Source organism: Tabrizicola sp. (genome assembly GCF_030694085.1).
Taxonomy (GTDB): domain Bacteria; phylum Pseudomonadota; class Alphaproteobacteria; order Rhodobacterales; family Rhodobacteraceae; genus Tabrizicola.
Genome location: NZ_JAUXZE010000035.1, coordinates 82975 through 106558, shown reverse-complemented (window position 1 = coordinate 106558; position 23584 = coordinate 82975). Strand labels below are relative to the sequence as shown.

Annotated in this window: 27 protein-coding genes; 14 read left to right on the top strand and 13 right to left on the bottom strand. The window is 65.4% G+C overall.

The features are described 5' to 3' along the window. Window positions 1–162, top strand: a complete 162-nt coding sequence (locus tag Q8M85_RS05460) for a hypothetical protein (RefSeq protein ID WP_305541300.1) — start codon at window positions 1–3, stop codon at window positions 160–162. On the opposite strand, the gene Q8M85_RS05455 is transcribed toward Q8M85_RS05460, so the two are convergent. After that, window positions 163–1539, bottom strand: coding sequence for an FAD-binding oxidoreductase (locus Q8M85_RS05455; RefSeq protein WP_305541297.1), 1377 nt, complete (start codon window positions 1537–1539; stop codon window positions 163–165). A gap of 97 nt (window positions 1540–1636) precedes the next feature. Here Q8M85_RS05455 and purQ point away from each other — a divergent pair, with 97 nt between their 5' ends. From purQ to Q8M85_RS05430, 5 genes are all read left to right on the top strand, one after another. Next, window positions 1637–2305, top strand: coding sequence for a phosphoribosylformylglycinamidine synthase subunit PurQ (purQ, locus tag Q8M85_RS05450; protein WP_305541296.1), 669 nt, complete (start codon window positions 1637–1639; stop codon window positions 2303–2305). A 46-nt stretch (window positions 2306–2351) separates the two neighbouring features. Then, the gene (locus Q8M85_RS05445) at window positions 2352–4112 is read left to right on the top strand and encodes an ATP-binding protein (RefSeq protein WP_305541294.1); all 1761 of its coding nucleotides are present in this window, start codon (window positions 2352–2354) and stop codon (window positions 4110–4112) included. Window positions 4113–4122: 10 nt separating this feature from the next. Then, a complete protein-coding gene (locus Q8M85_RS05440) occupies window positions 4123–5451 on the top strand; it encodes a sigma-54 dependent transcriptional regulator (RefSeq protein ID WP_305541292.1) in 1329 nt (442 codons plus the stop codon). A 248-nt stretch (window positions 5452–5699) separates the two neighbouring features. Beyond that, on the top strand, window positions 5700–5960 hold the full coding sequence (locus Q8M85_RS05435) for a hypothetical protein (protein ID WP_305541289.1): 261 nt from the start codon (window positions 5700–5702) through the stop codon (window positions 5958–5960). A gap of 490 nt (window positions 5961–6450) precedes the next feature. Continuing rightward, the gene (locus tag Q8M85_RS05430; RefSeq protein ID WP_305541286.1) at window positions 6451–9126 is read left to right on the top strand and encodes a ribonuclease E/G; all 2676 of its coding nucleotides are present in this window, start codon (window positions 6451–6453) and stop codon (window positions 9124–9126) included. Between the two features lie 49 nt (window positions 9127–9175). Here the strand turns inward: Q8M85_RS05430 and Q8M85_RS05425 are convergent, their stop codons facing one another. After that, window positions 9176–9406: a sulfurtransferase TusA family protein gene (locus Q8M85_RS05425; protein WP_305541284.1), complete on the bottom strand. Its 231-nt coding sequence runs from the start codon at window positions 9404–9406 to the stop codon at window positions 9176–9178. Between the two features lie 122 nt (window positions 9407–9528). Here Q8M85_RS05425 and Q8M85_RS05420 point away from each other — a divergent pair, with 122 nt between their 5' ends. From Q8M85_RS05420 to Q8M85_RS05410, 3 genes are read left to right on the top strand one after another with little or no spacing between them, the layout of a single operon-like run. Further along, window positions 9529–10287, top strand: a complete 759-nt coding sequence (locus tag Q8M85_RS05420) for a cytochrome c biogenesis CcdA family protein (RefSeq protein ID WP_305541282.1) — start codon at window positions 9529–9531, stop codon at window positions 10285–10287. Between the two features lie 51 nt (window positions 10288–10338). Next, window positions 10339–11553: a hypothetical protein gene (locus Q8M85_RS05415; protein WP_305541279.1), complete on the top strand. Its 1215-nt coding sequence runs from the start codon at window positions 10339–10341 to the stop codon at window positions 11551–11553. Further along, window positions 11550–12896, top strand: a complete 1347-nt coding sequence (locus Q8M85_RS05410; protein WP_305541275.1) for a cytochrome P450 — start codon at window positions 11550–11552, stop codon at window positions 12894–12896. Before Q8M85_RS05415 ends, Q8M85_RS05410 begins: the two co-directional genes overlap by 4 nt. 6 nt (window positions 12897–12902) lie before the next feature. On the opposite strand, the gene purS is transcribed toward Q8M85_RS05410, so the two are convergent. Together purS and Q8M85_RS05400 are read right to left on the bottom strand one after the other, a co-directional pair. Then, a complete protein-coding gene (gene purS, locus Q8M85_RS05405; protein ID WP_305541271.1) occupies window positions 12903–13142 on the bottom strand; it encodes a phosphoribosylformylglycinamidine synthase subunit PurS in 240 nt (79 codons plus the stop codon). A 61-nt stretch (window positions 13143–13203) separates the two neighbouring features. After that, a complete protein-coding gene (locus tag Q8M85_RS05400) occupies window positions 13204–13956 on the bottom strand; it encodes a phosphoribosylaminoimidazolesuccinocarboxamide synthase (RefSeq protein WP_305541268.1) in 753 nt (250 codons plus the stop codon). A gap of 176 nt (window positions 13957–14132) precedes the next feature. Here Q8M85_RS05400 and Q8M85_RS05395 point away from each other — a divergent pair, with 176 nt between their 5' ends. Together Q8M85_RS05395 and bmt are read left to right on the top strand one after the other, a co-directional pair. Further along, window positions 14133–14447, top strand: a complete 315-nt coding sequence (locus tag Q8M85_RS05395; RefSeq protein WP_305541265.1) for a DUF1476 domain-containing protein — start codon at window positions 14133–14135, stop codon at window positions 14445–14447. 274 nt (window positions 14448–14721) lie between these two features. After that, window positions 14722–15735: a betaine--homocysteine S-methyltransferase gene (gene bmt / locus Q8M85_RS05390; RefSeq protein ID WP_305541262.1), complete on the top strand. Its 1014-nt coding sequence runs from the start codon at window positions 14722–14724 to the stop codon at window positions 15733–15735. Window positions 15736–15815: 80 nt separating this feature from the next. Here the strand turns inward: bmt and Q8M85_RS05385 are convergent, their stop codons facing one another. Continuing rightward, complete coding sequence (locus tag Q8M85_RS05385; protein WP_305541259.1) at window positions 15816–16901, bottom strand: PA0069 family radical SAM protein; 1086 nt, start codon at window positions 16899–16901, stop codon at window positions 15816–15818. A 70-nt stretch (window positions 16902–16971) separates the two neighbouring features. Then, window positions 16972–17484 carry a hypothetical protein gene (locus Q8M85_RS05380; protein ID WP_305541256.1) on the bottom strand — a complete coding sequence of 171 codons (513 nt, stop codon included), beginning with the start codon at window positions 17482–17484 and terminating at the stop codon, window positions 16972–16974. A 169-nt stretch (window positions 17485–17653) separates the two neighbouring features. Here Q8M85_RS05380 and Q8M85_RS05375 point away from each other — a divergent pair, with 169 nt between their 5' ends. The 3 genes from Q8M85_RS05375 to Q8M85_RS05365 all read left to right on the top strand — a co-directional run bounded on the left by Q8M85_RS05375 (window position 17654) and on the right by Q8M85_RS05365 (window position 19229). Continuing rightward, window positions 17654–18352, top strand: coding sequence for a B12-binding domain-containing protein (locus Q8M85_RS05375; protein WP_305541253.1), 699 nt, complete (start codon window positions 17654–17656; stop codon window positions 18350–18352). A gap of 76 nt (window positions 18353–18428) precedes the next feature. Next, window positions 18429–18587, top strand: coding sequence for a hypothetical protein (locus Q8M85_RS05370; protein WP_305541250.1), 159 nt, complete (start codon window positions 18429–18431; stop codon window positions 18585–18587). A gap of 9 nt (window positions 18588–18596) precedes the next feature. Next, window positions 18597–19229: a DUF1638 domain-containing protein gene (locus Q8M85_RS05365; RefSeq protein WP_371135206.1), complete on the top strand. Its 633-nt coding sequence runs from the start codon at window positions 18597–18599 to the stop codon at window positions 19227–19229. Here the strand turns inward: Q8M85_RS05365 and Q8M85_RS05360 are convergent. The 7 genes from Q8M85_RS05360 to Q8M85_RS05330 all read right to left on the bottom strand — a co-directional run bounded on the left by Q8M85_RS05360 (window position 19226) and on the right by Q8M85_RS05330 (window position 23513). Then, window positions 19226–20263, bottom strand: coding sequence for a zinc-dependent alcohol dehydrogenase family protein (locus tag Q8M85_RS05360; RefSeq protein ID WP_305541248.1), 1038 nt, complete (start codon window positions 20261–20263; stop codon window positions 19226–19228). The two genes, Q8M85_RS05365 and Q8M85_RS05360, sit on opposite strands and share 4 nt — an antisense overlap. Continuing rightward, window positions 20263–20481, bottom strand: coding sequence for a ribbon-helix-helix domain-containing protein (locus Q8M85_RS05355; RefSeq protein ID WP_305541246.1), 219 nt, complete (start codon window positions 20479–20481; stop codon window positions 20263–20265). The genes Q8M85_RS05360 and Q8M85_RS05355 overlap by 1 nt, the downstream gene beginning before the upstream one ends. 91 nt (window positions 20482–20572) lie before the next feature. Then, window positions 20573–20767, bottom strand: a complete 195-nt coding sequence (locus tag Q8M85_RS05350) for an N-(5'-phosphoribosyl)anthranilate isomerase (protein ID WP_305541243.1) — start codon at window positions 20765–20767, stop codon at window positions 20573–20575. An 81-nt stretch (window positions 20768–20848) separates the two neighbouring features. Continuing rightward, window positions 20849–21028 (bottom strand): DUF4169 family protein, encoded by a 180-nt coding sequence (locus Q8M85_RS05345; protein ID WP_305541240.1) that lies wholly within the window; start codon window positions 21026–21028, stop codon window positions 20849–20851. Next, window positions 21028–22422, bottom strand: coding sequence for a class II fumarate hydratase (fumC, locus tag Q8M85_RS05340; RefSeq protein ID WP_305541238.1), 1395 nt, complete (start codon window positions 22420–22422; stop codon window positions 21028–21030). The genes Q8M85_RS05345 and fumC overlap by 1 nt, the downstream gene beginning before the upstream one ends. 81 nt (window positions 22423–22503) lie before the next feature. Further along, window positions 22504–23055, bottom strand: a complete 552-nt coding sequence (locus tag Q8M85_RS05335) for a class I SAM-dependent methyltransferase (RefSeq protein ID WP_305541236.1) — start codon at window positions 23053–23055, stop codon at window positions 22504–22506. Further along, window positions 23055–23513: an SspB family protein gene (locus Q8M85_RS05330; protein ID WP_305541233.1), complete on the bottom strand. Its 459-nt coding sequence runs from the start codon at window positions 23511–23513 to the stop codon at window positions 23055–23057. The genes Q8M85_RS05335 and Q8M85_RS05330 overlap by 1 nt, the downstream gene beginning before the upstream one ends. Between the last annotated feature and the right edge of the window lie 71 nt (window positions 23514–23584).

Genomic DNA, 23584 nt, shown 5'->3' with positions numbered 1-23584 from the left:
ATGTTCAACCTGTTCAAATCCTTGATCAACGGCACGGCCTTCCCCCGCATCGCGGATCTGGAGCGTGCCTATCTGAACGCATCGGCTTCGCGGTTCGACCTGGAGCGCCGTCAGCGCGAAGTTGAGAACGGCCTTTTTCGTCGGTCGAGCTTTGACGTCTGATCAACCCTGACCTGGGACCAGTTTTCCCGGGTTCATCAGGCCAAGCGGGTCAAGTGTTGCCTTGACTGCGCCCATGACCTGCCAGCCTGCGCCATGCTCGGCCGCCATCAGGCCAAGCTTTCCGAACCCCACCCCATGCTCGCCCGTGATGGTCCCGCCCAACCGCAAGGATCGCTGTGCCATCTCCTGCGCCAAGGCCTTGGCAATCGCGATTTCATCGGGACGCGACGGGTCGACTAGCAGGATTGCGTGGAAATTGCCGTCGCCCACATGACCCAGGATCGGCCCCGGAATGCCCGAGGCCGCGATGTCGGCGCGCGTTTCCTCGACCGCTTGCGCCAGCTTTGAAATCGGCACGCAGACATCCGTCACCACCGCCTTCGCACCGGGCCGTGAGGCAAGGATCGCCCGATAGGCGGCATGGCGGGCGGCCCAGAGGCGGGTGCGGTCCTCTTGCCGTTCGGCCCAGTCCAGACCCCTTGCGCCGAAGTCATCAGCCAAGGCACGGAACCGGCTGACGTCTTCGGCAAGGCCCTGAGGGTGGCCGTGGAATTCGACCAGAAGCTGCGGGGCAGGCAGAAGGGTCAAGCGGGAATAGGCGTTGCAGGCGGCCACGGTGTCCTGGTCCAGAAACTCGATCCGAGCGGGGGTCAGGCCCATCTGCATCGTCGCGATGACGCAGTCGACGGCTGCCGCGACAGAGGGGAAGGCGGCGACGGCGGTCATCACCGCTTCGGGCTGGCCGTGCAGCTTCAGCGTCAGTTCGGTGATGAGGCCCAACGTGCCCTCGGACCCGACGAAAAGCGCCGTCAGGTCATAGCCAGCCGCCGATTTCGGCGCCGCGGTGCCAGTGCGGATCACCTGACCGCCCGCAAGCACCACCTCCAGCCCCCGGACATTGTCGCGCATCGTGCCGTAGCGGACCGCCGTGGTGCCCGAGGCGCGCGTAGCGGCCATCCCGCCGAGCGAGGCATTGGCACCAGGATCGACAGGGAACATCAGGCCCGTCGTTCGCAGCGCCTGGTTGAGAGCCTCACGCGTGATGCCGGGCTGGACGCGGACGAGACGGTCGCTGGGCCGGATCTCCACGACGGCGGCCATCTCGCGGAAGTCGACCACGACGCCGCCCGTTAGGGCGAGGGCGTGTCCCTCCAGTGAGGTGCCTGCCCCCCAACCGATCAGGGGGACCCGATGCGCGGCGGACCAGACGGCCAGGGCCGCGACTTCGGCTGTCGTGCGGGGGAAGACGATCGCATCTGGCAGGCCGCCCGAGACCAGACTTTCGCTTTGCGAATGTTCGGACAGGGCGGCGGCGGCGACCGAGGCCCGGTCGCCGAAAATCGCGCGGAGGGCGGTGAGAGCGGAATCGGTGAGCATCCGGGCAGCGTAACGCCTGCGGGGCGTGGTGCAAGCACTGGCCCTTCCTCTCGCTTTCGGCTATCAGCCGCGCATCCAGTCCAAGGGAGTCGCCCCGATGAAAGCCGCTGTCGTCACCTTCCCGGGTTCGAACTGCGACCGCGACCTGGCCGTCGCCTTTGAAGGCGCGGGGTTCCAGGTCGAACGGGTCTGGCACAAGGACAGCACATTGCCAGCGGGCGTGGACGTCGTAGGCGTCCCCGGAGGGTTCAGCTTCGGCGACTATCTGCGCTGTGGCGCCATCGCGGCGCAATCGCCGATCAGCAGCGCGATCCGCGCCCATGCGGATAAGGGCGGCTATGTCCTGGGCATCTGCAACGGTTTTCAGGTCATCACCGAGATGGGCCTCTTGCCTGGGGTCCTGATGCGCAACGCGACGCTGAGATTCGTCTGTCGCACGGTGACGCTGAAGGTGGCCACGACGCAATCCGACTTCACGAGCGCCTATCGGTCCGGGCAAGAGATCCACATCCCGATCGCCCACCATGACGGCAACTACACCATCGACGCCGCTGGGCTGGCGCGGTTGAAGGCGGAAGATCGCATCGCCTTCACCTATGCCCAGAACCCCAATGGCAGCATGGCCGACATCGCGGGCGTGCTGTCGGAAAACCGCCGTGTTCTCGGGATGATGCCGCATCCAGAGCGCGCGACCGAGGCGGCGCTGGGCTCGCAGGACGGCAAGGGTCTCTTCGCCTCGCTGATGCGCGGGATGGCGCTGGCCTGAACCCCTTCGGCTTGAGGCCACCCCGGCGCGGGCCTAGTCTCCGGCCATGACCGCCAGCGACCTCAGCGAAGCTTCCGCAACGACACCGGGCCTGCCCTGGCGCGCCAAGCTTGCCGTGGTGCTGCTGGTGATTCTGGCGGTCGTCGTGGTGCTGGTGTCGAACCGCCTTCTGACGGATCGCTACACCGCAGACACCCGCAGCAGGGCCGAAGTGCGGCTGGCGCTGTACACCGGCAACTTGATGGCGGAACTGCAGCGGACCTCGGTGGTGCCTTTGCTTCTGGCCGGCGACCCCGGCCTGATCACGGCACTGAAGGACGGCAACTTCTCCAGCACCTCGGCCAAGCTCATCTCGCTGCAAAGCCAGCTGGGCGTGGCCTCGATACGGCTGGTCGATGCCGACGGCCGCGTCGTCGGTGCGACGAACCGCAACGTGTTGGGGACCAGCCACCGCAACGAGACCTACTTTGTCGACGCACAGCGCGCAAAAGAGACTGTTTTCACGCCGGTCAAGCGGGACGCGGGTGGCTTCGACTTCGTGTATTCCCGCGCAGTGCTGGCCGAGTCCAAGGTCATGGGCGTCATCATCGTCTCGGTCGATCTGATGAAGTATGAACGCGCCTGGGCCGGGTTGCAGGACGCGATCATGGTGACCGACAGCGCGGGGATCGTCATGCTCTCGACCGAGCCGCGCTGGCGCGGTTTGCCGCGAGATGAAGCGCTGGCCCTGCGCGATCCCCCCTCGGCGATTTCGCGGGCGTTGCAAGCCACGACCGAATGGGCGCAAGAGCCGCCCGATGCCTATGTCCGGGGCGAGGCCGTGATGCGGACCGAGGCGCGTATTCCCTTCCGCGGCTGGAAGATCGCGACCTTCACCGCCTATGGCTCGGTCCGCGAGCAGGTGAACGGAATTCTCGCACTGGAGATCATGGGGTTCGCGATCCTGATGGCTTTCACCTTCTATCTTCTGTCCCGCAGGGCCTGGTCGCGGTCGGTCTCGTTCCAGCGGGAATCGGCGGAACTGCGGCTCTTGAACGCGCGACTGCAACGGGCGATTGCGGAACGCGAGAAGGTGAAGAAAGACCTTGAAGTTGCCGAGCTGACGCTGGCCCAATCGTCGAAACTGGCTGCCTTGGGCGAGATGTCGGCAGCGGTGAGCCACGAATTGAACCAGCCGCTTGCGGCCATGAAGACCTATCTCGCAGGCGCCCGCCTTCTGTTGCAACGGAAGCGGCTGGATGAGGCTCTGTCGTCCTTCCAGCGCGTTGATGACCTGATCGAGCGGATGGGTGCCATCACGCGGCAGTTGAAGTCCTACGCAAGGAAGGGCGGCGAAGCCTTTGAAGAGGTTGATCTTCGGGCCTGCGTGTCGTCTGCTTTGGCGATGATGGAGCCGCAGCTGAAGGCCCGCGTCGTCAAGATCAGCCGGGGGATGCCGCGCCAGGCGGTGATGGTCATGGCCGACCGTCTCCGGCTGGAGCAGGTGATCATCAACCTGCTGCGCAACGCGCTGGACGCCACGAAAGACACCAAGGACCCGCAGATCGACATCCTTCTGTCGGCGGGCGAAACCGCGACCCTTACGGTGCGCGACAATGGCCACGGGATCACAGATCTCGAGAACCTGTTCGAACCCTTCTACACGACGAAAAAGCCCGGAGAGGGCGTGGGGCTTGGCCTTGCGATTTCCTCCGGCATCGTCACCGATCTGGGCGGCCGTCTGACCGCGCGGAACGGCGAAGGGGGTGGCGCCGTTTTCGAGATGCAGTTGCCGATCCTTGGCAACAAACAGGAAGCAGCAGAATGAAGAGGTCCACATGGCCCGGGCAATGAAAGTCGCGATCGTCGATGACGAAGCGGACATGCGGCAGTCGATCAGTCAGTGGCTGGCGCTGTCGGGGTTCGATACCGAGACATATTCCTCGGCCGAAGAGGCGCTGAAGGTGATCGGCCCGGACTTCCAGGGTGTCGTGGTCAGCGACATCAAGATGCCGGGGATGGACGGGATGGCCTTCCTCAAGCGGCTGATGGGCCAGGACTCGGGCCTGCCTGTCATCATGATCACCGGCCATGGCGACGTGCCGATGGCGGTCGAGGCGATGCGGGTCGGGGCGTTCGATTTCCTGGAGAAGCCCTTCAACCCCGACCGGATGACCGAACTTGCCAAGCGCGCCACCCAGGCGCGGCGGATGACGCTGGACAACCGGGCCTTGCGGAAAGAGCTGTCGGACGGGTCGACGATCATCAAGAAGCTGATCGGGACCAGCCCGGCAATGGAGCGGCTGCGCGAGGATATCCTCGATCTGGGGCAGGCAGACAGCCATGTCCTGATCGACGGCGAGACGGGGACGGGCAAGACTCTGGTCGCCCACGCCCTGCATGCTGTGGGGCCACGGGCATCGAAGAAGTTCGTCGCGATCTCTTGCGCGGCCTGGTCCGAGGACAAGCTTGCGGCGCGGCTGTTCGGCCCGGCCGAGGATGGAGCATTGCCCTTGGTTGAGGAGGCGCGGGGCGGGACGCTGTGCCTTGAGGACATCGAGGCGATGCCAGGCGCCCTGCAGGCGCGGCTTCTGACTTTCATCAACGACCAGGGTCTGCCGCCGGAAACCCGGATCATCGCGATCTGCAACAGCCACGCGCCGGATACGACGCTGGAGCAGACCTTGCGGCCGGACCTGTTCTACCGTCTCGGGGCAATGACGATTGTTCTGCCGCCCTTGCGGACGCGGGGCGAGGATATCCTGCAGCTTTTCACCCGGTTGTCGGAGCAGTTCGCCGAGGAATACGGCTGCGACGCGCCGCAGGTGACGGCTCAGGAAGCGGCGCAGCTGTTGCAGGCCCCCTGGCCGGGGAACGTGCGGCAGCTGGTCAACATCGCCGAGCGGGCGGTGTTGCAGAACCGGCGGGGGTCGGGGTCGATTGCGTCGCTTCTGATGGCCGAGAATGAGGCGTCGGGACCGGCGCTGACCACCGAGGGCAAGCCCTTGAAAGACTATGTCGAGGCCTTCGAACGGATGCTGATCGACAATACGATGCGGCGGCACAAGGGGTCGATCGTGGCGGTGATGGAAGAGCTTTGCCTGCCCCGGCGGACCCTGAACGAGAAGATGGCCAAGTATGGGCTGAGCCGTGGGGACTATGTCTGAGGCAAGGTGTCCACGGTGGACAAAACCTGTAACCCAAGCAAAAACAATGCCTTGCTCGCGGACGTTAGGGATTTGTTAGGATTTGCCCGCGCCGGACAAAACCGCTCGCGGATGACTTCGTCTTGCCTCGACGGGCGCGGCCCGACGAGGAGACGAAGTCGAACGCGGAGGCGTCCCGCAGACCGGACTTGCCACAAGGCCAAAGCCGTGCCTTTTTGCCCCGGCGAGGGCGGCAGAGTGGGCTGGTCATGCAGAGCGGACGGATCGGCCTGGGTCTGGTGATGGTGTTGGCAGGGCCGGCGCGGGCGGAATGTCTGGGCAGCTGCTATGACGGGCTGGTGACGGCTTTTCTGTCTCTGGTCGTCTATGTGCTGATCGGGGTCGTCCTTCTGGTCATGCTGGCCCGGCGCAAGTGGCGGCGGGCCGGGCTGCGCGGGCTGGCATTGGTGGTGGCACTGGCTGTCGGCGTGCCGCTGGTCAGCCAGGTCTGGCAGCGCGTCCAGCTGTAGCAGGTGGAACGGAGCGAAGTCCTTGCATGGTTGCGCGGTCGCTGTGTGGGAACGGTCAGGCAGAGCCGGATTGGTACTGTCTTAACGCGACCTGGCGCTAGACAGGCCCGCGAAATTCGCCATTGCCCTTGGCCCGCCTTTGCCGATAGGGTCGCCGGAAGGCAGTCCGACTGCCCGAAGAATTCTCTCCCTTGGGGCCTGGGCGCGTCAATCCGTGTCGCCCCGGGGGAGCCGGATCGGCCGCAAGGCCGTGCACATTGCCCGCAAGTCCTTGGATTTGTTGGCTTGATTAGGTGAGGGGCCCGAAAGGCCCTTCAATTGTAACCGCGATGAGGCGTGTGAGCATTTTGCGCAGCGATCCATTCGGCCCCCTGGGTCGAGGACCGTTGCATGTGCCCGCTGCCCGCGCTCAGACAAGCCGCCCCGACCGTTTCGATCAACCCGCTGGTCCGCCAGGGGGCCTGTTGCGCCCGGGGCGCAATGGACCAACATGTCAAAGAAGATGCTTATTGATGCCACCCATCCCGAGGAAACCCGGGTGGTTGTGGTCGACGGAAACAAGGTCGAAGAATTCGACTTCGAGACCGTAAACAAGCGCCAGCTGGCCGGAAACATCTACCTGGCCAAGGTGACGCGGGTCGAACCCTCGCTGCAGGCGGCCTTTGTGGAATATGGCGGCAACCGCCACGGGTTCTTGGCCTTCGCCGAAATCCACCCCGATTATTACCAGATCCCCGTCGCCGACCGTAAGGCGCTGATCGAGGAAGAGCGGGCGATGGCCCGTGCCGAGGAAGAGGAAGACAACCGCCGCTCGCGGCGCCGGGGGCCGCGCCCGCAGGGCAAGGCCGAAGCGGTGAGGTCGGACGACGCCGTCGCCGAAGGCCCGGCCGGGATGGATGTGGTCGACCTCGGCGACGATGAGACCCAGGACGGTCCTCTGGTCGAGGCGGCAGCCGACGCGCCGGACACCGATCAGGACCATGATCACGGGCACGATCACGATCATCACAACGAATCGGTCGAGAACGGCGACAACGGTCATTACCGCGCCGTGGACCATGCCAGCGACACCGACGAGGAAATCGAATCCATCGCCGAAGAAGATGTGGCCGAGGAAATCGCCCAGCCGAGGCGTCCGCGCGCCCGGCGCTACAAGATCCAGGAAGTCGTCAAGGTCCGGCAGATCATGCTGGTCCAGGTCGTCAAGGAAGAGCGTGGCAACAAGGGTGCGGCGCTGACCACCTATCTGTCGCTGGCGGGCCGCTATTGCGTGCTGATGCCGAACACCGCGCGGGGCGGCGGGATTTCCCGCAAGATCACCAATGCCGTTGATAGGAAGAAGCTGAAGGAAATCGCGGGCGAGCTGGAGGTGCCGGAAGGTGCCGGCCTGATCGTGCGCACGGCGGGGGCCAAGCGGACCAAGCCCGAGATCAAGCGCGACTACGAATACCTGATGCGGCTGTGGGAGCAGATCCGCGAATTGACGATGAAGTCGATCGCTCCGGCCAAGATCTACGAGGAAGGCGACCTGATCAAGCGGTCGATCCGCGATCTGTACAGCCGCGAGATCGACGAGGTTCTGGTCGAGGGCGAGGGCGGCTACCGCACCGCCAAGGACTTCATGCGGATGATCATGCCGAGCCATGCCAAGCAGGTGATCCGCTACACCGAGCCGACGCCGCTGTTCGCCAAGTTCCAGGTGGAGGGGTATCTCGCCGGGATGTTCAACCCGACGGTGCAGCTGAAATCGGGCGGTTACATCGTGATCGGTGTGACCGAGGCTTTGGTCGCCATCGACGTGAACTCCGGTCGGGCGACGAAGGAAGGCTCCATCGAGGAAACCGCGCTGAAGACCAACGTCGAGGCCGCCGAAGAGATCGCGCGGCAGCTGCGTCTGCGTGACCTTGCGGGCCTGATCGTCATCGACTTCATCGACATGGAAGAGCGTCGGAACAACGCCACGGTCGAGAAGCGGTTGAAGGACAAGCTGAAAACCGACCGGGCGCGCATCCAGATCGGGCGCATCAGTGGCTTCGGTCTTCTGGAGATGAGCCGTCAGCGGTTGCGGCCGGGGATGCTGGAATCGACGACCCAGCCCTGCCCGCACTGCCACGGCACCGGGCTGATCCGTTCGGACGACTCGATGGCACTGCAGGTCCTGCGCGCGCTGGAGGAAGAGGGCACGCGGAAGCGGTCGCGCGAGGTGCTGTTGAAGGCGCCGATCGGGATCGTGAACTACCTCTTCAACCAGAAGCGCGAGCATGTCGCCATGATCGAGGCGCGCTACGGGATGTCCGTGCGGCTTGAGGCGGACCCGCTGATGGTCTCGCCCGACTATTCCATCGAGAAGTTCAAGACCGCGCTGCGGGTGGTCCCGGAAACTCCGGTCGTGTCGGGACATGCGGGCCTGATGGGTGCGCCGGTGGCTGAGGAAGAGGAAGACGAGGAGTTCGTCGATGATCTGGTCGAAGAGGACGTCGAGGAAGAGATAGAGGTGGCTGCTCCGTCCACTTCGTCCACTCCGTCCGCGCCTGCGGCCGAGGGTGATGGCCAGCCGGGTCGGAAGAAGCGCCGGCGTCGGCGGCGTCGGCGGGGGGGCCAGAAGGACGGCGCATCCGAGAACGGCGCGACCGACGACCAGGGCGCTGACGACGATGGCGAAGAGGATGGCGACGACGAGGGCGCCGAGCCGGTTTCGGGCGAGATTGCGGTCGTAAGCGACGCGCCCGTGGCCGAGGACGCGGTGGCCGCCAAGCCGAAGCGGACACGCAAGCCGCGGGGCGCCAAAGCAGAGGCCGCAGCGGTGGTTGCCGAGGTTGCGCCGGAGGTCGAAGTGGCTCCCGAGCCGGTTGGCGAGGAGAAACCTGCACCGAAGAAGCGGGCAAGCCGGGCGAAGGCTGTTGCCCAAGAGCCGGAAGCGCCTGTGGCGGAGGCGGCAGTGGTCGAAGCTCCGAAGCCGAAGGGCCGCGGATCGCGGGCCAAGGCGGCTGCGCCGGAAGCTGTGGCAGAACCGGTGGCAGAGCCCGCGCCGAAGCTGGCGGTCGATCCGGGACTGGCTGTGGCCGAGACGGTCGTGGCCGATCCGGCCGAAGCGGAGGCCACCGCACCGGACGCTGACGACGCTGCGAAACCGAAGCGCAAGGGCTGGTGGTCGCTGGGCCGCTGACGCGTTCCAAAGGCAGAACGGCGGGCGGCTTCGGCCGCCCGTTTCCGTTTCAGCCCCGGCGGATGTGGTGAAGGGTCACTGTGCCCTCGGTCCGTGCGCCAAGGTAGTGGTGTCCCGCTTCGGCGCAGAAATGCGGCAAGTCGATCAGGGCCATCGCATCAGTCGCGCGGACACAGACCACGGTGCCCGACGCTAGGGCCATCAGCCGCTTTCGGGCCCGAAGAACGGGCAGGGGGCAAAGCAGCCCCTCGCAGTCGATTTCGATGTCCCAGTCCGCCATGCGAAGGGTTTAGCGGTCGTGCAGCCTTGCGGCAAGGTTACAGCCGCCCAACGCGGATGTGACGCGGTGTCCGGGTGACGCGAGATGCGAAAGCGGCTATCTGGGTCGGGACGGGGAGCCATATGTTCGGAATCGAGATCATCGACGCAGCCCTACTGCCCGCGATGCTGGTCGCGCTTCTGGCAGGAGTCCTGTCCTTTCTAAGCCCCTGCGTCCTGCCGATCGTGCCGCCCTACCTGGCCTACATGGGCGGTATCAGCATGGGCGAGATGACCGCGCAAGGGGTGCAGCGTCGCCGGGTCATCCTGCCCGCGCTGTTCTTCGTCATGGGCCTGTCGACGATCTTCCTGCTGCTTGGGTTCACCGCCTCGGCCTTTGGCAGTTTCGTCTTGGAAAACCAGGTTCTGCTGGCCCGGATCTCGGGCGTGGTCATCATCATCTTCGGCCTGCACTTCCTGAGCGTCTTCCGCATTCCGTTGCTGGACCGCGAGATGCGGCTGGACGCAGGTGACCGGGGCGGCAGCGCCTTTGGGGCCTACCTTCTGGGGCTGGCCTTCGCTTTCGGCTGGACCCCCTGCATCGGCCCGCAGCTGGGCGCGATCCTGTCGCTGGCGGCGCAAGAGGGCAGCACCCAGCGCGGCACGCTGCTTCTGGGCGTCTATGCCCTTGGCCTGGGTCTTCCCTTCCTGTTGGCAGCCATTTTTATCGAAAGATCAATGCATCTGATGGCGAAGCTCAAGCGTCACATGAAGCTGATCGAACGGCTGATGGGCGGTCTTCTGATCGTCGTGGGCCTTGCCCTGGTGACCGGGGCCTTCACCGATTTCAGTTACTGGATGCTGGAGACCTACGAGGTCCTGGGCCTGCCCTTGCCGGGTTGATGCTTCACTCTTCCTAACCGTCAGGTAAGGTATGTCGGGCAGAATGGCGGCATGGTGGAACGCGTGACACGACTGGCACAAGGGGTTGAGAGGGGCACTTACCGGCGTCATGTCCTCTACATCCCCGGCTATGATCCGTTTCCGCCCCGCCGCTACAGGGAGCTTTACCGCACCGAGGGCGCTGCGCAGGCGGCGATTTCCGGCTACGATCTCACGCTGAAATCGCGCCCGGGCGAGACTTACGGCTGGCATGTCCAGGCCCACATCGACGGACGGGACATCGAGGCCGAGGTCGAGGTGCTGGTCTGGTCCGATCTGGTCAAAAGCTCGATGACGCGCGGCATTGCCGGGACCTATGTGCTGCTGGCGCGGACGGCCTGGGTCTACATCGCCTCGGGCGCGCTGTTCCGGCTGGTCCGGCTGCGCAAGGGACCGATGATTGCGGCGCTGTATCCGGCGGTGCTGCTGCTGCTGCAGGGGCTGCTGGCGCTTTTGGCCGGGGCGCTGACGGTCTGGCTTGCGCCTTGGACCGGGATCGACTGGGCGCTGGGGGCCGGGGTGGTCTGGGCCGTGCTGGCGGGGTTCCGGCGGCTGGACCGGCGGTTGTACGTCTACTACCTGATGCATGATTTTGCGTTCACCGCGCTGGGGGGCGGGGTCTATCCGGCGGCGCTGGAAGAGCGGCTGGCTGACTTTCGCGCAAGGGTGCGGACGGCGCTGGCCAGTGGCGTCAAGGAAGTGCTGCTGGTCGGCCATTCCTCGGGTGTGCATATCGGCGTCTCGGTGCTGGCCGATCTGATCCGCGAAGGCCTGCCGGCAGGACCATCGCTGTCGTTCCTGAGCCTGGGGCAGGCGGTGCCTATGGCGTCCTTCCTGCCCGGGGCGCAACGGTTGCGGGCGGACCTGCGCTGCCTGTCGGAATGTGCCGAGGTAACATGGGTCGACGTGACGGCGCCCAGTGACGGCTGCAGCTTTGCGCTGTGCGATCCGGTTGCGGTCAGCGGGGTTGCAACCGAGGCGCAGCGTTGGCCGCTGGTGATTTCCGCGTCCTTCACCCAGACGCTAAGCCCCGAACGCTGGCGCGAACTGAAGCGCCGGTTCTTCCGGCTGCATTTCCAGTACATGTGCGCCTTTGACCGGCCTGGGGACTACGACTATTTCCAGATCACGGCGGGACCGATGTCCTTGCGCAAGCGTTACCGCCGCCGCAACCCCTCGGCCAGCCGGATCACCAAGCCGTTCAGCCCCTACCGGGACGCGGCATGACCCCGCCGAAGCCGGAGCCGCGGGCGGACAAGGTCTCTCTTCTGGGTCACCTGCGGGCATTTCGGCACGACATCCTGTCGGCGCAACCGGCGCGGCTCTACCGGGCCTGGATGGCCGAGTTCCGAACGCCGTTCTTCCAGAGCTATCTCTGCAATGATCCGGCGCTGGTGCGGCTGGTGCTGGACGAACGGCCGGCGGATTTCCCGAAGTCGGACAGGGTGACCGAGGGGCTGCGCCCCTTGCTGGGCCGGGCGGTCTTTGTGACCAACGGCGAGGAGTGGCTGCGGCAACGGCGGATCATCGACCCGGCCTTCGAGGGCGGGCGACTGAAGGAGGCGTTTCCGGCGATCTGGGCGGCCTCCGAAGCGGCGGTTGCGCGCATGACGGCAGGCGACGTCGAGGTGGAACTGGCAGCAAGTCACGCGGCGGCGGATGTGATCTTTCGGACGCTGTTCTCGATCCCGATCGAGGACAGGGTGGCGCAGGCGGTGTTCCACGAGTTTCGCGCCTATCAGCGGTCCGCGCCGATCGTGAATCTGGGGGCGTTCCTGCGCCTGCCTCGCTGGTTTCCCCGCTTGCACCGGCGGGCGACGAAGCGGTCGGCGGGGGTGATCCGGGGGCTGATCAAGGGCCTGACGGATGAGCGGGCGGCGGCGATTGCGGCCGGCGAGGCGCCGGCCGACCTTGCGACGAAGATCATGACGACGCCCGACCCGGTGACCGGCGCGCGGTTCGGGACGGCAGAGATGGCCGACCAGGTGGCGATCTTCTTCCTGGCGGGGCACGAGACCAGCGCCTCGGCCCTGGCCTGGGCGCTCTATCTGCTGGCGACGCATCCCGAAGCGCAGGAGCGCGTGGCGGCCGAGGCAACGGCGCTGAGGCCGGAGTTCGCGGTGGTGGGCGGCCTGCGCTTCACGCGCGACGTCTTCCGCGAGGCGCTGCGGCTTTATCCTCCGGTGCCGATGCTGGTGCGCGAGGCCGTGCGGCCGGAGGAGTTCCGGGGACGCAAGGTCAGGCCGGGGGCGCAGGTGGTGATCAGCCCCTGGCACCTGCACCGGCATGAACGCCTGTGGGAAAGGCCGGACGCCTTTGACCCGGACCGCTGGGCGGGCGAAGTGCCGCAGGGCGGCTACCTGCCGTTCTCGCGCGGGCCAAGGGTCTGTCCGGGGGCGGGGTTCGCGATGCTGGAGGGCACGCTGATGCTGGCGCATCTGGTGCGGGCGTTCCGGTTTCAGGCGATGGAGGGAAGGGTGCCGGTGCCGGTCGCGCATCTGACAGTGCGGGCGCGGGACGGGATCTGGCTGCGGGTGTCGCGGCGGGCCGAAAGTGACGCGCCCGCCTGACCGGGGTCAGAGAAGCTCGACCCGGTAGCTTTCGATGACCGTGTTTGCCAGAAGCTTTTCGCACATCGCCTTGACATCGGCCTCGGCCTTCGCGCGGTCGGTTTCGGCCAGGTCCAGTTCGATCACCTTGCCCTGACGCACGCCGCCGACGCCCTGAAACCCGAGCGATCCCAGTGCGTGCCGCACCGCCTCGCCCTGCGGATCAAGGACGCCAGTCTTCAGCATGACGGTGACGCGGGCTTTCATCGGGGCCTCCAGAGTTGCTGTGGCCCGTCCATAGCGAAGGGTCGGGCGGGCGACAAGCCGGTCAGTTGATCAGCGTCGGCTTCGTCGTGTGGGTTATGTTGGTCGGCAGGACGCCCAGCCGCCGGGCAAGTTCGGTGTAGACGTCGTTCATCGGCTGCGGGTCCGGGATCGTGCCGTCAGGGCGTTCCGGCTGGCGCATGTCCCACAGGCGGCAGCTGTCGGGGCTGATCTCGTCGGCGACGATCAGGCGCATGAAGTCGCCCTCCCAGATCCGGCCGACCTCGATGCGGAAATCGGCAAGGCGGATGCCGACGCCCATCATTACGCCCGAGAGGAAGTCGTTGACCCGCAAGGACAGCGCCACGATGTCGTCCAGGTCCTGCTGGTTGGCCCAGCCGAAGGCGACGATATGTTCCTCGGCCACCAACGGGGACTGCAGCTTGTCGTCCTTGTAGTAGTATTCGACGATCGGGCGTGGCAGCTGCGTGCCCTCGGGGATTCCCAGGCGCGTGGTCATCGGGCCGGCCGAAAAGTTGCGCACCACCACTTCCAGCGGGATGATCTCGGCCATCCGCACCAGTTGCTCGCGCATGTTGATGCGGCGGATGAAGTGCGTCGGAACCCCGATCTGATTGAGACCCGCCATGAAGAATTCGGACAGACGGTTGTTCAGCACGCCCTTGCCTTCGCGTGAGGCGGGGGCGGCGACGGACGGCGCGTCGTCGTCCTTGAAATACTGGATCAGCGTGCCCGGCTCGGGTCCTTCGTACAGGATCTTGGCCTTGCCTTCGTAGACCTTCTTGCGCCGTGCCATGCTTCACTCGATCAGGGGGGCGGTGACAGGGGGTGCCTTCAAACCGCTTTCCTTGGGCTATAGTCCAAGGGGGCCATACCCGCAAGGCGCGAGCGCCGGGCGATGGCCAAGGGGGCTTGCGGTGTTGGGTGTGGATAGGCATATGGATGGAAACAACCGCACTTCCGGGGGAGCCCATGACCACGTTCGACGACCGCGAGAATGCCTTCGAGGCCAAGTTCGCCCATGACAGCGAGATGCAGTTCCGGGCCGAGGCGCGGCGCAACAAGCTGGTCGGGCTTTGGGCCGCTGACCTGATGGGCAAGTCGGGTGAAGCAGCGGCAGCCTATGCGCTGGAAGTGGTCAGCGCCGACTTCGAGGAAGCGGGCGACGAGGATGTGGTCCGCAAGGTCGTGGCCGACCTCGCCGGCAAGGCCAGCGCCGATGATGTGCGGGCCAAGATGCGCGAACTGCTGCCCGTCGCAAAGGCGCAGCTGATGTCCGAGCTTTGAGCCGCTGAATTGTCAGGACAGCGCGGTCCCGCACCGGGGCTGCGCTTTTTTTATTGCGCATTTGACACGTCAACCGGATCGCCATGCCTTTGCGTCATCCTGGCTGGCCCTGGCCCTGGCGCTGGTGGGCTGGGAGATCTGGCGCGAGGTGCGACGTCCGGTACCTTTGGCAGAGATGAAACCCATCGCGACGCGACTTGCGGATAATGAAATTGCCTCTGGCCGCAACCCGTGGCAGAGGGGAGGGGACTGGACCACCTGAAGGAACCCCGCAATGACCGATGCCCTGAGCCGTATGCTTGCAACACGCGATTGGCTGATGGCCGATGGGGCGACGGGGACGAACCTGTTCAACATGGGCCTGTCGTCGGGCGAACCGCCAGAGTTCTGGAACGTCGAGCAGCCGAAGAACATCCTTAAGCTTTACGGCGACGCCGTGGCGGCAGGATCCGATCTGTTCCTGACCAACACCTTCGGCGGCAACGCCTCGCGGTTGAAGCTGCACCAGGCGCAGGGCCGGGTGCGCGAACTGAACCGGGTTGGTGCCGAACTAGGGCGCGAGATCGCCGACAAGGCGGGCCGGGCGGTCGTTGTGGCGGGCTCGATGGGTCCGACAGGCGAAATCTTCGAGCCGATGGGCACGCTGACGCATGAGTTGGCAGTCGAGATGTTCCACGAACAGGCCGAAGCTCTGAAAGAGGGCGGCGCAGATGTCCTTTGGATCGAGACGATCTCGGCCCCCGAGGAATACCGCGCGGCGGCGGATGCTGCGCTGCGGGCCGACATGCCCTGGTGCGGCACTATGAGCTTTGACACGGCGGGGCGGACGATGATGGGCACGACCTCGGCCACGATGGCCGACATGGTCGAGCGGCTGGTGAACCCGCCCATCGCCTTTGGTGCGAACTGTGGCGTCGGTGCCTCGGACCTGATGCGGACGGTGCTGGGCTTTGCGGCGACGGGGACCGAGCGTCCGATCATCGCCAAGGGCAATGCGGGGATACCGAAATACCACGACGGTCACATCCACTATGACGGGACGCCGGAGCTGATGGCGGAATACGCCGTGCTGGCGCGGGATGCGGGTGTCAGGATTATCGGCGGCTGCTGCGGCACGATGCCGGAACACCTGCGCGCGATGCGGGTCGCGCTGGAAAGCCGTCCAAAGGGCAACCGCCCGTCGCTGGAGGTAATTCAAGCGAAACTTGGTGGGTTCTCATCGGCGTCGGACGGGACCGGGGATGATGCGGGCGCTGGTCGTCGCGAACGCCGCGGCCGTCGGGGCTGAACAGTCGGGGCGGAAGGCAAAATCCTTCGAAGGATTTTGACAAATCTTTTCGAAAAGATTTGGCCCCCGGTCGAAACCTGTCAGAACAGCGACAACTGGTCGCCTGACGTGGGCGGCGGGGCGAAAAGGTCGGTGCGCAAAGCGGGCAGGCCTTCTTCCAGCCCCAGCCGCTTGCGCGCCACGGCGGCCCGCAGGTGGATCAGGTCGGCCCAGGGCCCTTCGCCCCGCATCCGCTTGCCGAACTCCGGGTCGTAATCGCGCCCGCCGTGCAACTCGCGCACGCGGCCCATCACCCTCTCGGCCCGGTCGGGCACGGTCGCGGCCAACCAGTTGCGAAACAGGCCCGAAACCTCCATCGGCAGGCGCAGCGGGATGGTGTTCGCGGCCCGCGCCCCCGCGTCGCGACCTGCCTCCATCACCGCCTCCAGCTCATGATCAGTCAGCGCCGGGATCAGCGGCGAGACCTGGACGCGGACCGGGACCCCGGCCTCGGCCAGCCGCCGGATCATCTGCAGGCGGCGTTTGGGCGCGGGCGCGCGGGGTTCCATCTTGCGGGCCAACCCCTCGTCCAGAGTGGTGACCGAGATCGAGACCGAGGCGAGCCCCTCGGCCGCCATGCCGGAGATCAGGTCGATGTCGCGTTCGATCGTAGTGCCGCGCGTGGTGATCCAGACCGGGTGGCGAAAGGCGGCCAGCACCTGCAGCACCTGGCGCATCAGCCCGTGGTCCCGCTCGATCGGCTGGTAGGGGTCGGTGTTGGTGCCGATGGCGACCGGGGCGACCTTGTAGGACGGGCGGCGCAATTCGACCTCCAACACTTCGGCGATGCCAGGCCGGGCGATCAGCCGGGTTTCGAAATCAAGGCCGGGGGACAGGTTCAGAAAGGCATGGCTGGGCCGGGCGAAGCAGTAGATGCAGCCATGCTCGCATCCCCGGTACGGGTTGATCGACCGGTCGAAGGGCACATCCGGCGAGCGGTTGAAGGTCAGGGCCGAGCGTGGGCGTTCCAGCCGCACTTCGGTGGCAACCAGACGGTCCTCTTCGGGCAGGTCCCAGCCGTCATCGAAAGCCTCGCGCGCGGTGGCCTCATACCGGCCGGCCCGGTTGCTGTCGGCCCCTCGCGCGCGCAGGCGTTGGCCGGGCAGGATCGATGAGTTGTCCGTCATCCGGGAAGTCTAGAACAAAGAAAGAACGTCGCCAACCCCGCGCAGGCCGACATGAAGTGAACGTGGACGGTCAGGACAGGAGGGGGAAGCAGAGCCCCTCGTCATCAAGCCCCACGATGACGAAGTCATAGGCGATCAGCAGCGTGTCGCCGTCCAGAATCGACAGGACATATCGCCCCTCGGGCAGGGCTTGTCCGGGCGGCGGCAGGCGGCCTACCTCCATCGTGCCGGTTTCGGGCACCTTGATGTCCCAGATGCTGACATCCTTGTTCGGCGCCTTGATGCGGATCGTCATCACGTGACCGGGACCGTAGCCGGGCAGCTTTAGCCGCAGCCCGAACCCAAGCCCGATAGCCGGCGGCAGGATGTCGCCTTCGGTGACAAAGTCGAATCCGCGGAAGTTGTGGTCGATGGTCCCGGTCTCGGTCCCCGGCGCGGGCAGGACTTCGTCCGGTTTCCGGTCGCAGTGGCCGCCCGCGAAGATCGACACCGGCAGAAGCGTGCGGTCGACGATCCGGGCGTAGGCCGCAGTGGCGCAAACGGCGCCAAGCGTGCTGACGATCAAGAGCAGGAAGACGCGCACAATCACAAACCTTTCGCTGGGGACAGGCCCTTTATCGCACACCCCGGGCGACGGGCGCCAGATTCGCGCTTGCTGTCGGCTTTCATCCCGGGCATGTCGCTTGTCGCATAGTGACTTGGTCGGTTTGCGCCCATCACCGTGCCAGAACCTTCCGCTTGGAGCACGCCAGATGGCTGACGAAGACGAGATCATCCTTTCCGACCTGTCGGATGACGAGCTTGTGCTGCAGATGCATGACGACCTTTACGACGGTCTCAAGGAAGAGATCGAGGAAGGCGTCAACCTGCTGATCGCGCGCGGCTGGACCCCTTACGACGTGCTGACCAAGGCACTGGTGGCGGGCATGACCATCGTCGGCGCCGACTTCCGCGACGGGATCCTGTTCGTGCCCGAGGTTCTCTTGGCCGCCAACGCGATGAAGGCCGGGATGTTCATCCTGAAGCCGCTCTTGGTCGAAACCGGCGCGCCGCGGATGGGCAAGATGGTGATCGGTACCGTCAAGGGCGACATCCACGACATCGGCAAGAACCTCGTCGCCATGATGATGGAAGGCGCTGGGTTCGAGGTGAAGGACCTTGGGATCAACAACTCGGTCGAGAAGTATCTCGAAGCGCTGGAATCGGAAAAGCCCGACATTCTGGGCATGTCCGCGCTGCTGACCACGACGATGCCCTACATGAAGGTCGTGATCGACACCATGAAGGAAAAGGGGCTGCGCGACGACTATATCGTGCTGGTCGGTGGCGCTCCGCTGAACGAAGAGTTCGGGCGTGCGATCGGTGCCGACGCCTATTGCCGCGATGCCGCCGTGGCGGTGGAGACCGCCAAGCAGTTCGTTGCGCGCAAGCACAACCAGCCGAACGGCTGAAGCACGCCTCTGTGATTCGGGAGGGGGTTGTGTAAGCCTCTCCCGAAGCGCAGATTGAAAGTCAGGGAGAAGCAGAATGCCCTTGACCCATTTCCTTGGACTTATCGCGCTGGTGATCGTTGCGGCCGGATTGACCATCTGGCTTGCGCTCTGGACCGGCGTGCCTTTCGCGGCCCTGGCCTTTGCCGCCCTGTCGGCCAGCGTGATCCTGACCTGGACCCGCGTCAGCCGGTAAGGCATCCCGATGGACGACATCACCCTTTCCGAGACCGGGCTGCCTGCAGCCCAGACAGGTCGCATCCTGCTGATCGCCTGCGGAGCGCTGGCGCATGAGATTCTTGCACTGAAGGCGGCAAATGGCTGGTCGCACATGGACCTGCAGTGCCTGCCGGCAAAGCTGCACCTCTGGCCCGAGAAGATCATCCCCGCCGTGGAAGACGCCGTTGCTGCTGCGCGGGGGGCCTACGAGACGGTGTTTGTCGTCTATGCCGATTGCGGGACGGGGGGCTTGTTGAAAGCCGCCTGCGACCGGCTGGGGGTCGAGATGGTCGAAGGCCCGCACTGCTATGCCTTCTTCGAGGGCAACGCCGCCTTTGCCGCCAAGGCGGAAGAAGAATTCACCGCCTTCTACCTGACCGATTTCCTGGTCCGGCAGTTCGATGCCTTCGTGTGGAAGCCGATGGGCCTGGACCGGCACCCCGAGCTTCGGGACTTGTATTTCGGGAATTACACCAAGCTTGTCTATCAGGCGCAGAAGGACGACCCTGCGCTTGACGCGAAGGCCGAGGACTGCGCGCGTCGGCTGGGTCTGAATTATGAGCGCCGGTTCACCGGCTATGGCGACCTGGCAACAACCCTGGAGCGGGTTGCAGGTTAGCCGGCGAAATCCGTTATGACGGCGACGCCTGGGGCGGTTGGGCCATCGAAGGCGCGAAGTTCGTCGGTCGCCTGGCTCAGGGCGACCGTGCGGGCGACGATGGGGCTGACGTCGACCCTTCCGGTTTCAATCAGGCTCAGCAAGGTCGGGTAGCGCCAGGCGGGCATGCCGCGGGTGCCGAAGACGGAAAGCTGCCGCATGTAAAGCGTGTTCATGTCGATCTGCATCTGCGCGGTATGGCCGGTGGGCAGGCCGACCTGGACATGGCGTCCAAGGGGACGCAGGCAGCGCAGCGAGGCATTGGCGGTAGTCTCGATCCCAAGCGCCTCGACGCTGACATGGGCGCCGCCTTGTGTCAGGTCGACGATCCGCCCGGCGACGTCGCCTTCGCGGGCGTCAAGCGCGGCTTCGGCGCCAAGGCTCAGGGCATGGGCCAGCTTCTGGGGCACCACGTCGACGACAATGACCCTGGCACCAAGTGCCCTGCCGATCAGGAGAAGCGATAGTCCGACGCCGCCGGTGCCGTGGACGGCGAGCCATTCCCCGGCCTGAAGCGCCGCGCGCCCGGTGAGGGCGTGAAACGCCGTGGTGACACGGCAACCAAGGCCAGCGGCAAGCGCCGGGGACAGGCTTTCCGGCAGGCGGGTCAGGTTGTGCGCGTGGGGTACCGAGACATATTCGGCATAGGCGCCCCGGTCGCCGAAGCCCGGCACGCGCTGGCTGCGGCAGGTGGTGGTCTGGCCGGACCGACATTCGGGGCAGTCACCGCAGGCGAGGATGAAGGGGGCGATCACCCGGTCGCCGGTGCGCCACTTCGCCAGCGGACCCGCTTCCACGACCTCGCCGCAGTATTCGTGGCCGGGGATGTCGCCCGGTTTGACTTTGGGGTGCTCGCCCACCCAACCGTGCCAGTCGCTGCGGCAGATGCCGCAGGCAAGGGTGTTCAGGACGACGCCGTCGGGTTCGCAGGTGGGGTCGGGGACCGACTGCAGGCTCAGGGGCTCACGGTAGGCTTGAAGGACAGCGGCGCGCATCAGGACCTCTGGTAATGGTTCAGGCAGTAGACCCGGATCGCCGAGGCGAGGCCCTCCTCTCCGCGACGTGCGGCGTCGATTTCTGCGGCAAGGGCGTTGAGGGGGGTGTCCTTCTCGGCCGCAATGGCGCGGAAGGCCTCCCAGAACTCGGGTTCGAGGGAGACGCTGGTGCGGTGGCCGTGGAGGGTGAGGGAGTGTTTGGCGGGGCGGGTGGTCATGGGGGGACCGTAGCGCAACGGTTGGGCGGGGACAAAATCCTTCGAAGGATTTTGCAAATCTTTTCGAAAAGATTTGCGCCCGGCCGCGCTGTCAGTTCAGGACGTAGACCGGCTCTCGGTTGCAAAAGACGATGAACTGTCCGGCATTTTCGACCACGCGGAAGCCGCGTCGGCGGACCTCGTGCAGGAAACGTTCGCGGCCGATCAGACGCTCGACGTCGGCGACTTTGCGGCGGACGGTTCCGCCTTCGGCCACGCTTTGGCAGAGAACAGGTGGACGATCCACTTCTCTGGCGAGATCACGGCCGGCAGTTCGGACATTCGGCACCTCCTGCCGTCATCCTGCCAAAGCAGGGTTAACGGCGGGTTACTCCGTCTCGCGCTTATGTCCGTCCAGCGCGCGCGCCGTCTTTTCGGCCCGCGCCTTCTCCAGATCACGCTCGGCCTTGGTGCGCCCGTGCTTCGCGGCATTGGCGTCCGCCGCCGAGCGGGCGGCCTTGCGGGCCACCTGCTTTTTCACCATGCGGAGGTTGACGACCTCGGCCATCAGCCTTTCGGGCCGACCATGTCTTCGGGTCGCACCACGCGGTCGAAGGTTTCGCCGTCGACGAAGCCAAGCGCGATCGCCTCTTCCCGCAGCGTCGTGCCGTTCTTGTGCGCGGTCTTGGCCACCTTGGTCGCATTGTCATAGCCGATGGTCGGGGCCAGCGCCGTCACCAGCATCAGCGATTCCTTCATCAGCTTTTCGATCCGGGGCAGGTTGGCCTGCGTGCCGATGACCATGTTATCGGTGAAGCTGCCGGCCGCATCGCCCAGCAGTTGGATCGATTGCAGCACGTTGTAGGACATCATCGGGTTGTAGACGTTCAGCTCGAAATGGCCCTGCGACCCGGCAAATCCCACGGCGGCGTCGTTGCCCATCACCTGCGCGCAGACCATTGTCAGCGCCTCGGCCTGCGTCGGGTTGACCTTGCCGGGCATGATGGAACTGCCGGGTTCGTTTTCCGGCAGGATCAGCTCCCCAAGCCCCGAGCGGGGGCCAGAGCCGAGGAGACGGAGGTCGTTGGCGATCTTGAACAGCGACCCGGCCACCGTCTTCAAGGCACCCGAGAACATGACCATCGCGTCATGCGCGGCGAGGGCCTCGAACTTGTTCGGGGCGGTGACGAAGGGCAGGCCGGTGATCCTGGCGATTTCGGTGGCGACGCGGGTATCGAAGCCGACCTTGGTGTTCAGCCCGGTGCCGACGGCGGTGCCCCCCTGCGCCAGTTCGTAGATGTCGGGCAGGCACATCTTCACGCGGGCGATGCCCTTGTCGACTTGCGTCGCATAGCCCGAAAACTCCTGCCCCAGGGTCAAGGGCGTCGCGTCCTGGGTGTGCGTGCGACCGATCTTGATGATATCCTTGAATTCATTGGACTTCGCCCAGAGCGCCTTTGCCAGCTTTTCCAGCCCGGGGATCAGCACGTCGCGTGTGTGCATGCCGATGGCGACGTGCATCGCGGTGGGGAAGGTGTCGTTCGAGGACTGGCCCATGTTCACATGGTCGTTCGGGTGGACGGGCTTCTTCGAGCCCATGACGCCGCCCAGCATCTGGATCGCACGGTTCGAGATCACCTCGTTCGCGTTCATGTTCGACTGGGTGCCGGACCCGGTCTGCCAGACGACCAGCGGGAAGTTGTCGTCGAACTTGCCGTCGATCACTTCGGTCGCCGCCGCGACGATGGCGGTGCCCAGCGTGGCGTCCAGATCGCCCTGTGCCATGTTCACCACGGCACAGGCTTTCTTGATGACCCCAAGCGCACGGATGATCGGGACCGGCTGACGCTCCCAGCCGATCGGGAAGTTGATGATCGACCGCTGGGTCTGCGCGCCCCAGTACTTGTCGGACGGCACTTCAAGGGGGCCGAAGCTGTCGGTTTCGGTACGGGTCGCGGTCATGGCAAACTCCTCAAGCTCTCGCGGACCCATAGCGCCGGGAGCGCGCGAAATCAATCCGGCATGCAATGGTATACCGAAAACTCAGGCGCGGCGGAAGCGGTAGACGGTGGCGGGGGGCAGGTTGGCCCAGACCTTGTGGCCCTTGTTCACCTTCAAGCCAAGCGTCGTGATGGTTTCCGGCGGCAGCGGCGGACGCGGGCCGTAGGTGAACTGAACGTAGTGGCCGCGCGGAGCAAGGATCGAGAAGGCGGCGCTTACGATGCCTTCGCGCACCTCGGGCGGCATTGAAAGGAGCGGCAGGCCCGAAATCACCGTGTTCACCCCTGCTGGAACCAGCCGGGTGGCCTCTTGCGCCGGAAGCCGATGCACGGTCACGCCAGGAAACTTCTGGCGCAGATAGGCGACGAATTCCTCGTCCAGTTCAAACAGCGTCACATTCTCGGGCGGGACACCGCGCGCGAGGATCGCCTCGGTGAAGCGGCCAGTTCCGGGACCGAATTCCACAACCGGGCCACTATTGGGACCAAGGCCCAAAGTCATCGCCCGTGCGAGGGTCCGCGATGATGGCGCAATCGCCGAGACCTGCCGGGGGTTCTTCAGTAGCCGCCGACGGAACAGCGCAAGGTCGGACATCAATGCTTCCGGAACTGGTCAAGCGAGACGATTTCGGCGTCTTGCCGGACGGGATCTTCCTCGACCTCGATCTCCACGTCCTCGTCATCCTCGTCGTCGTCCTGCTCTTGCGTCTCGAACCGCAGGCCGAACTCGACCGACGGGTCGACAAAAGTGCGCAGCGCGTCGAAGGGGATCACCATCGGTTCGGGATTGTTGCCGAAATTGAGGGTAATACTGAAGCCTTCGTCGGTCACCACAAGGTTTTCGTACCAGTGCTGGATCACCACGGTCATTTCCGTAGGGTAGCGTTCCTTCAGCCAGTCGGCCATCTGCACGTCAGGGTGCGTGGTGTCGAAGGTGATGAAGAAATGATGTGCGCCGGGCAGGCCGTTCTCGGCCACTTCGGCGAGGACCGACTGGATCAGACCCCGCATCGCGCGGTGCATGAGATTGCCGTAGTCGATGCTGCGCGCCATGTCGCCGTCCTTTCCCGGTTGGCAATCAGCATAGGGGATTCGGGGGCCAAGGGAAGGGGGGCTCGCGTGCG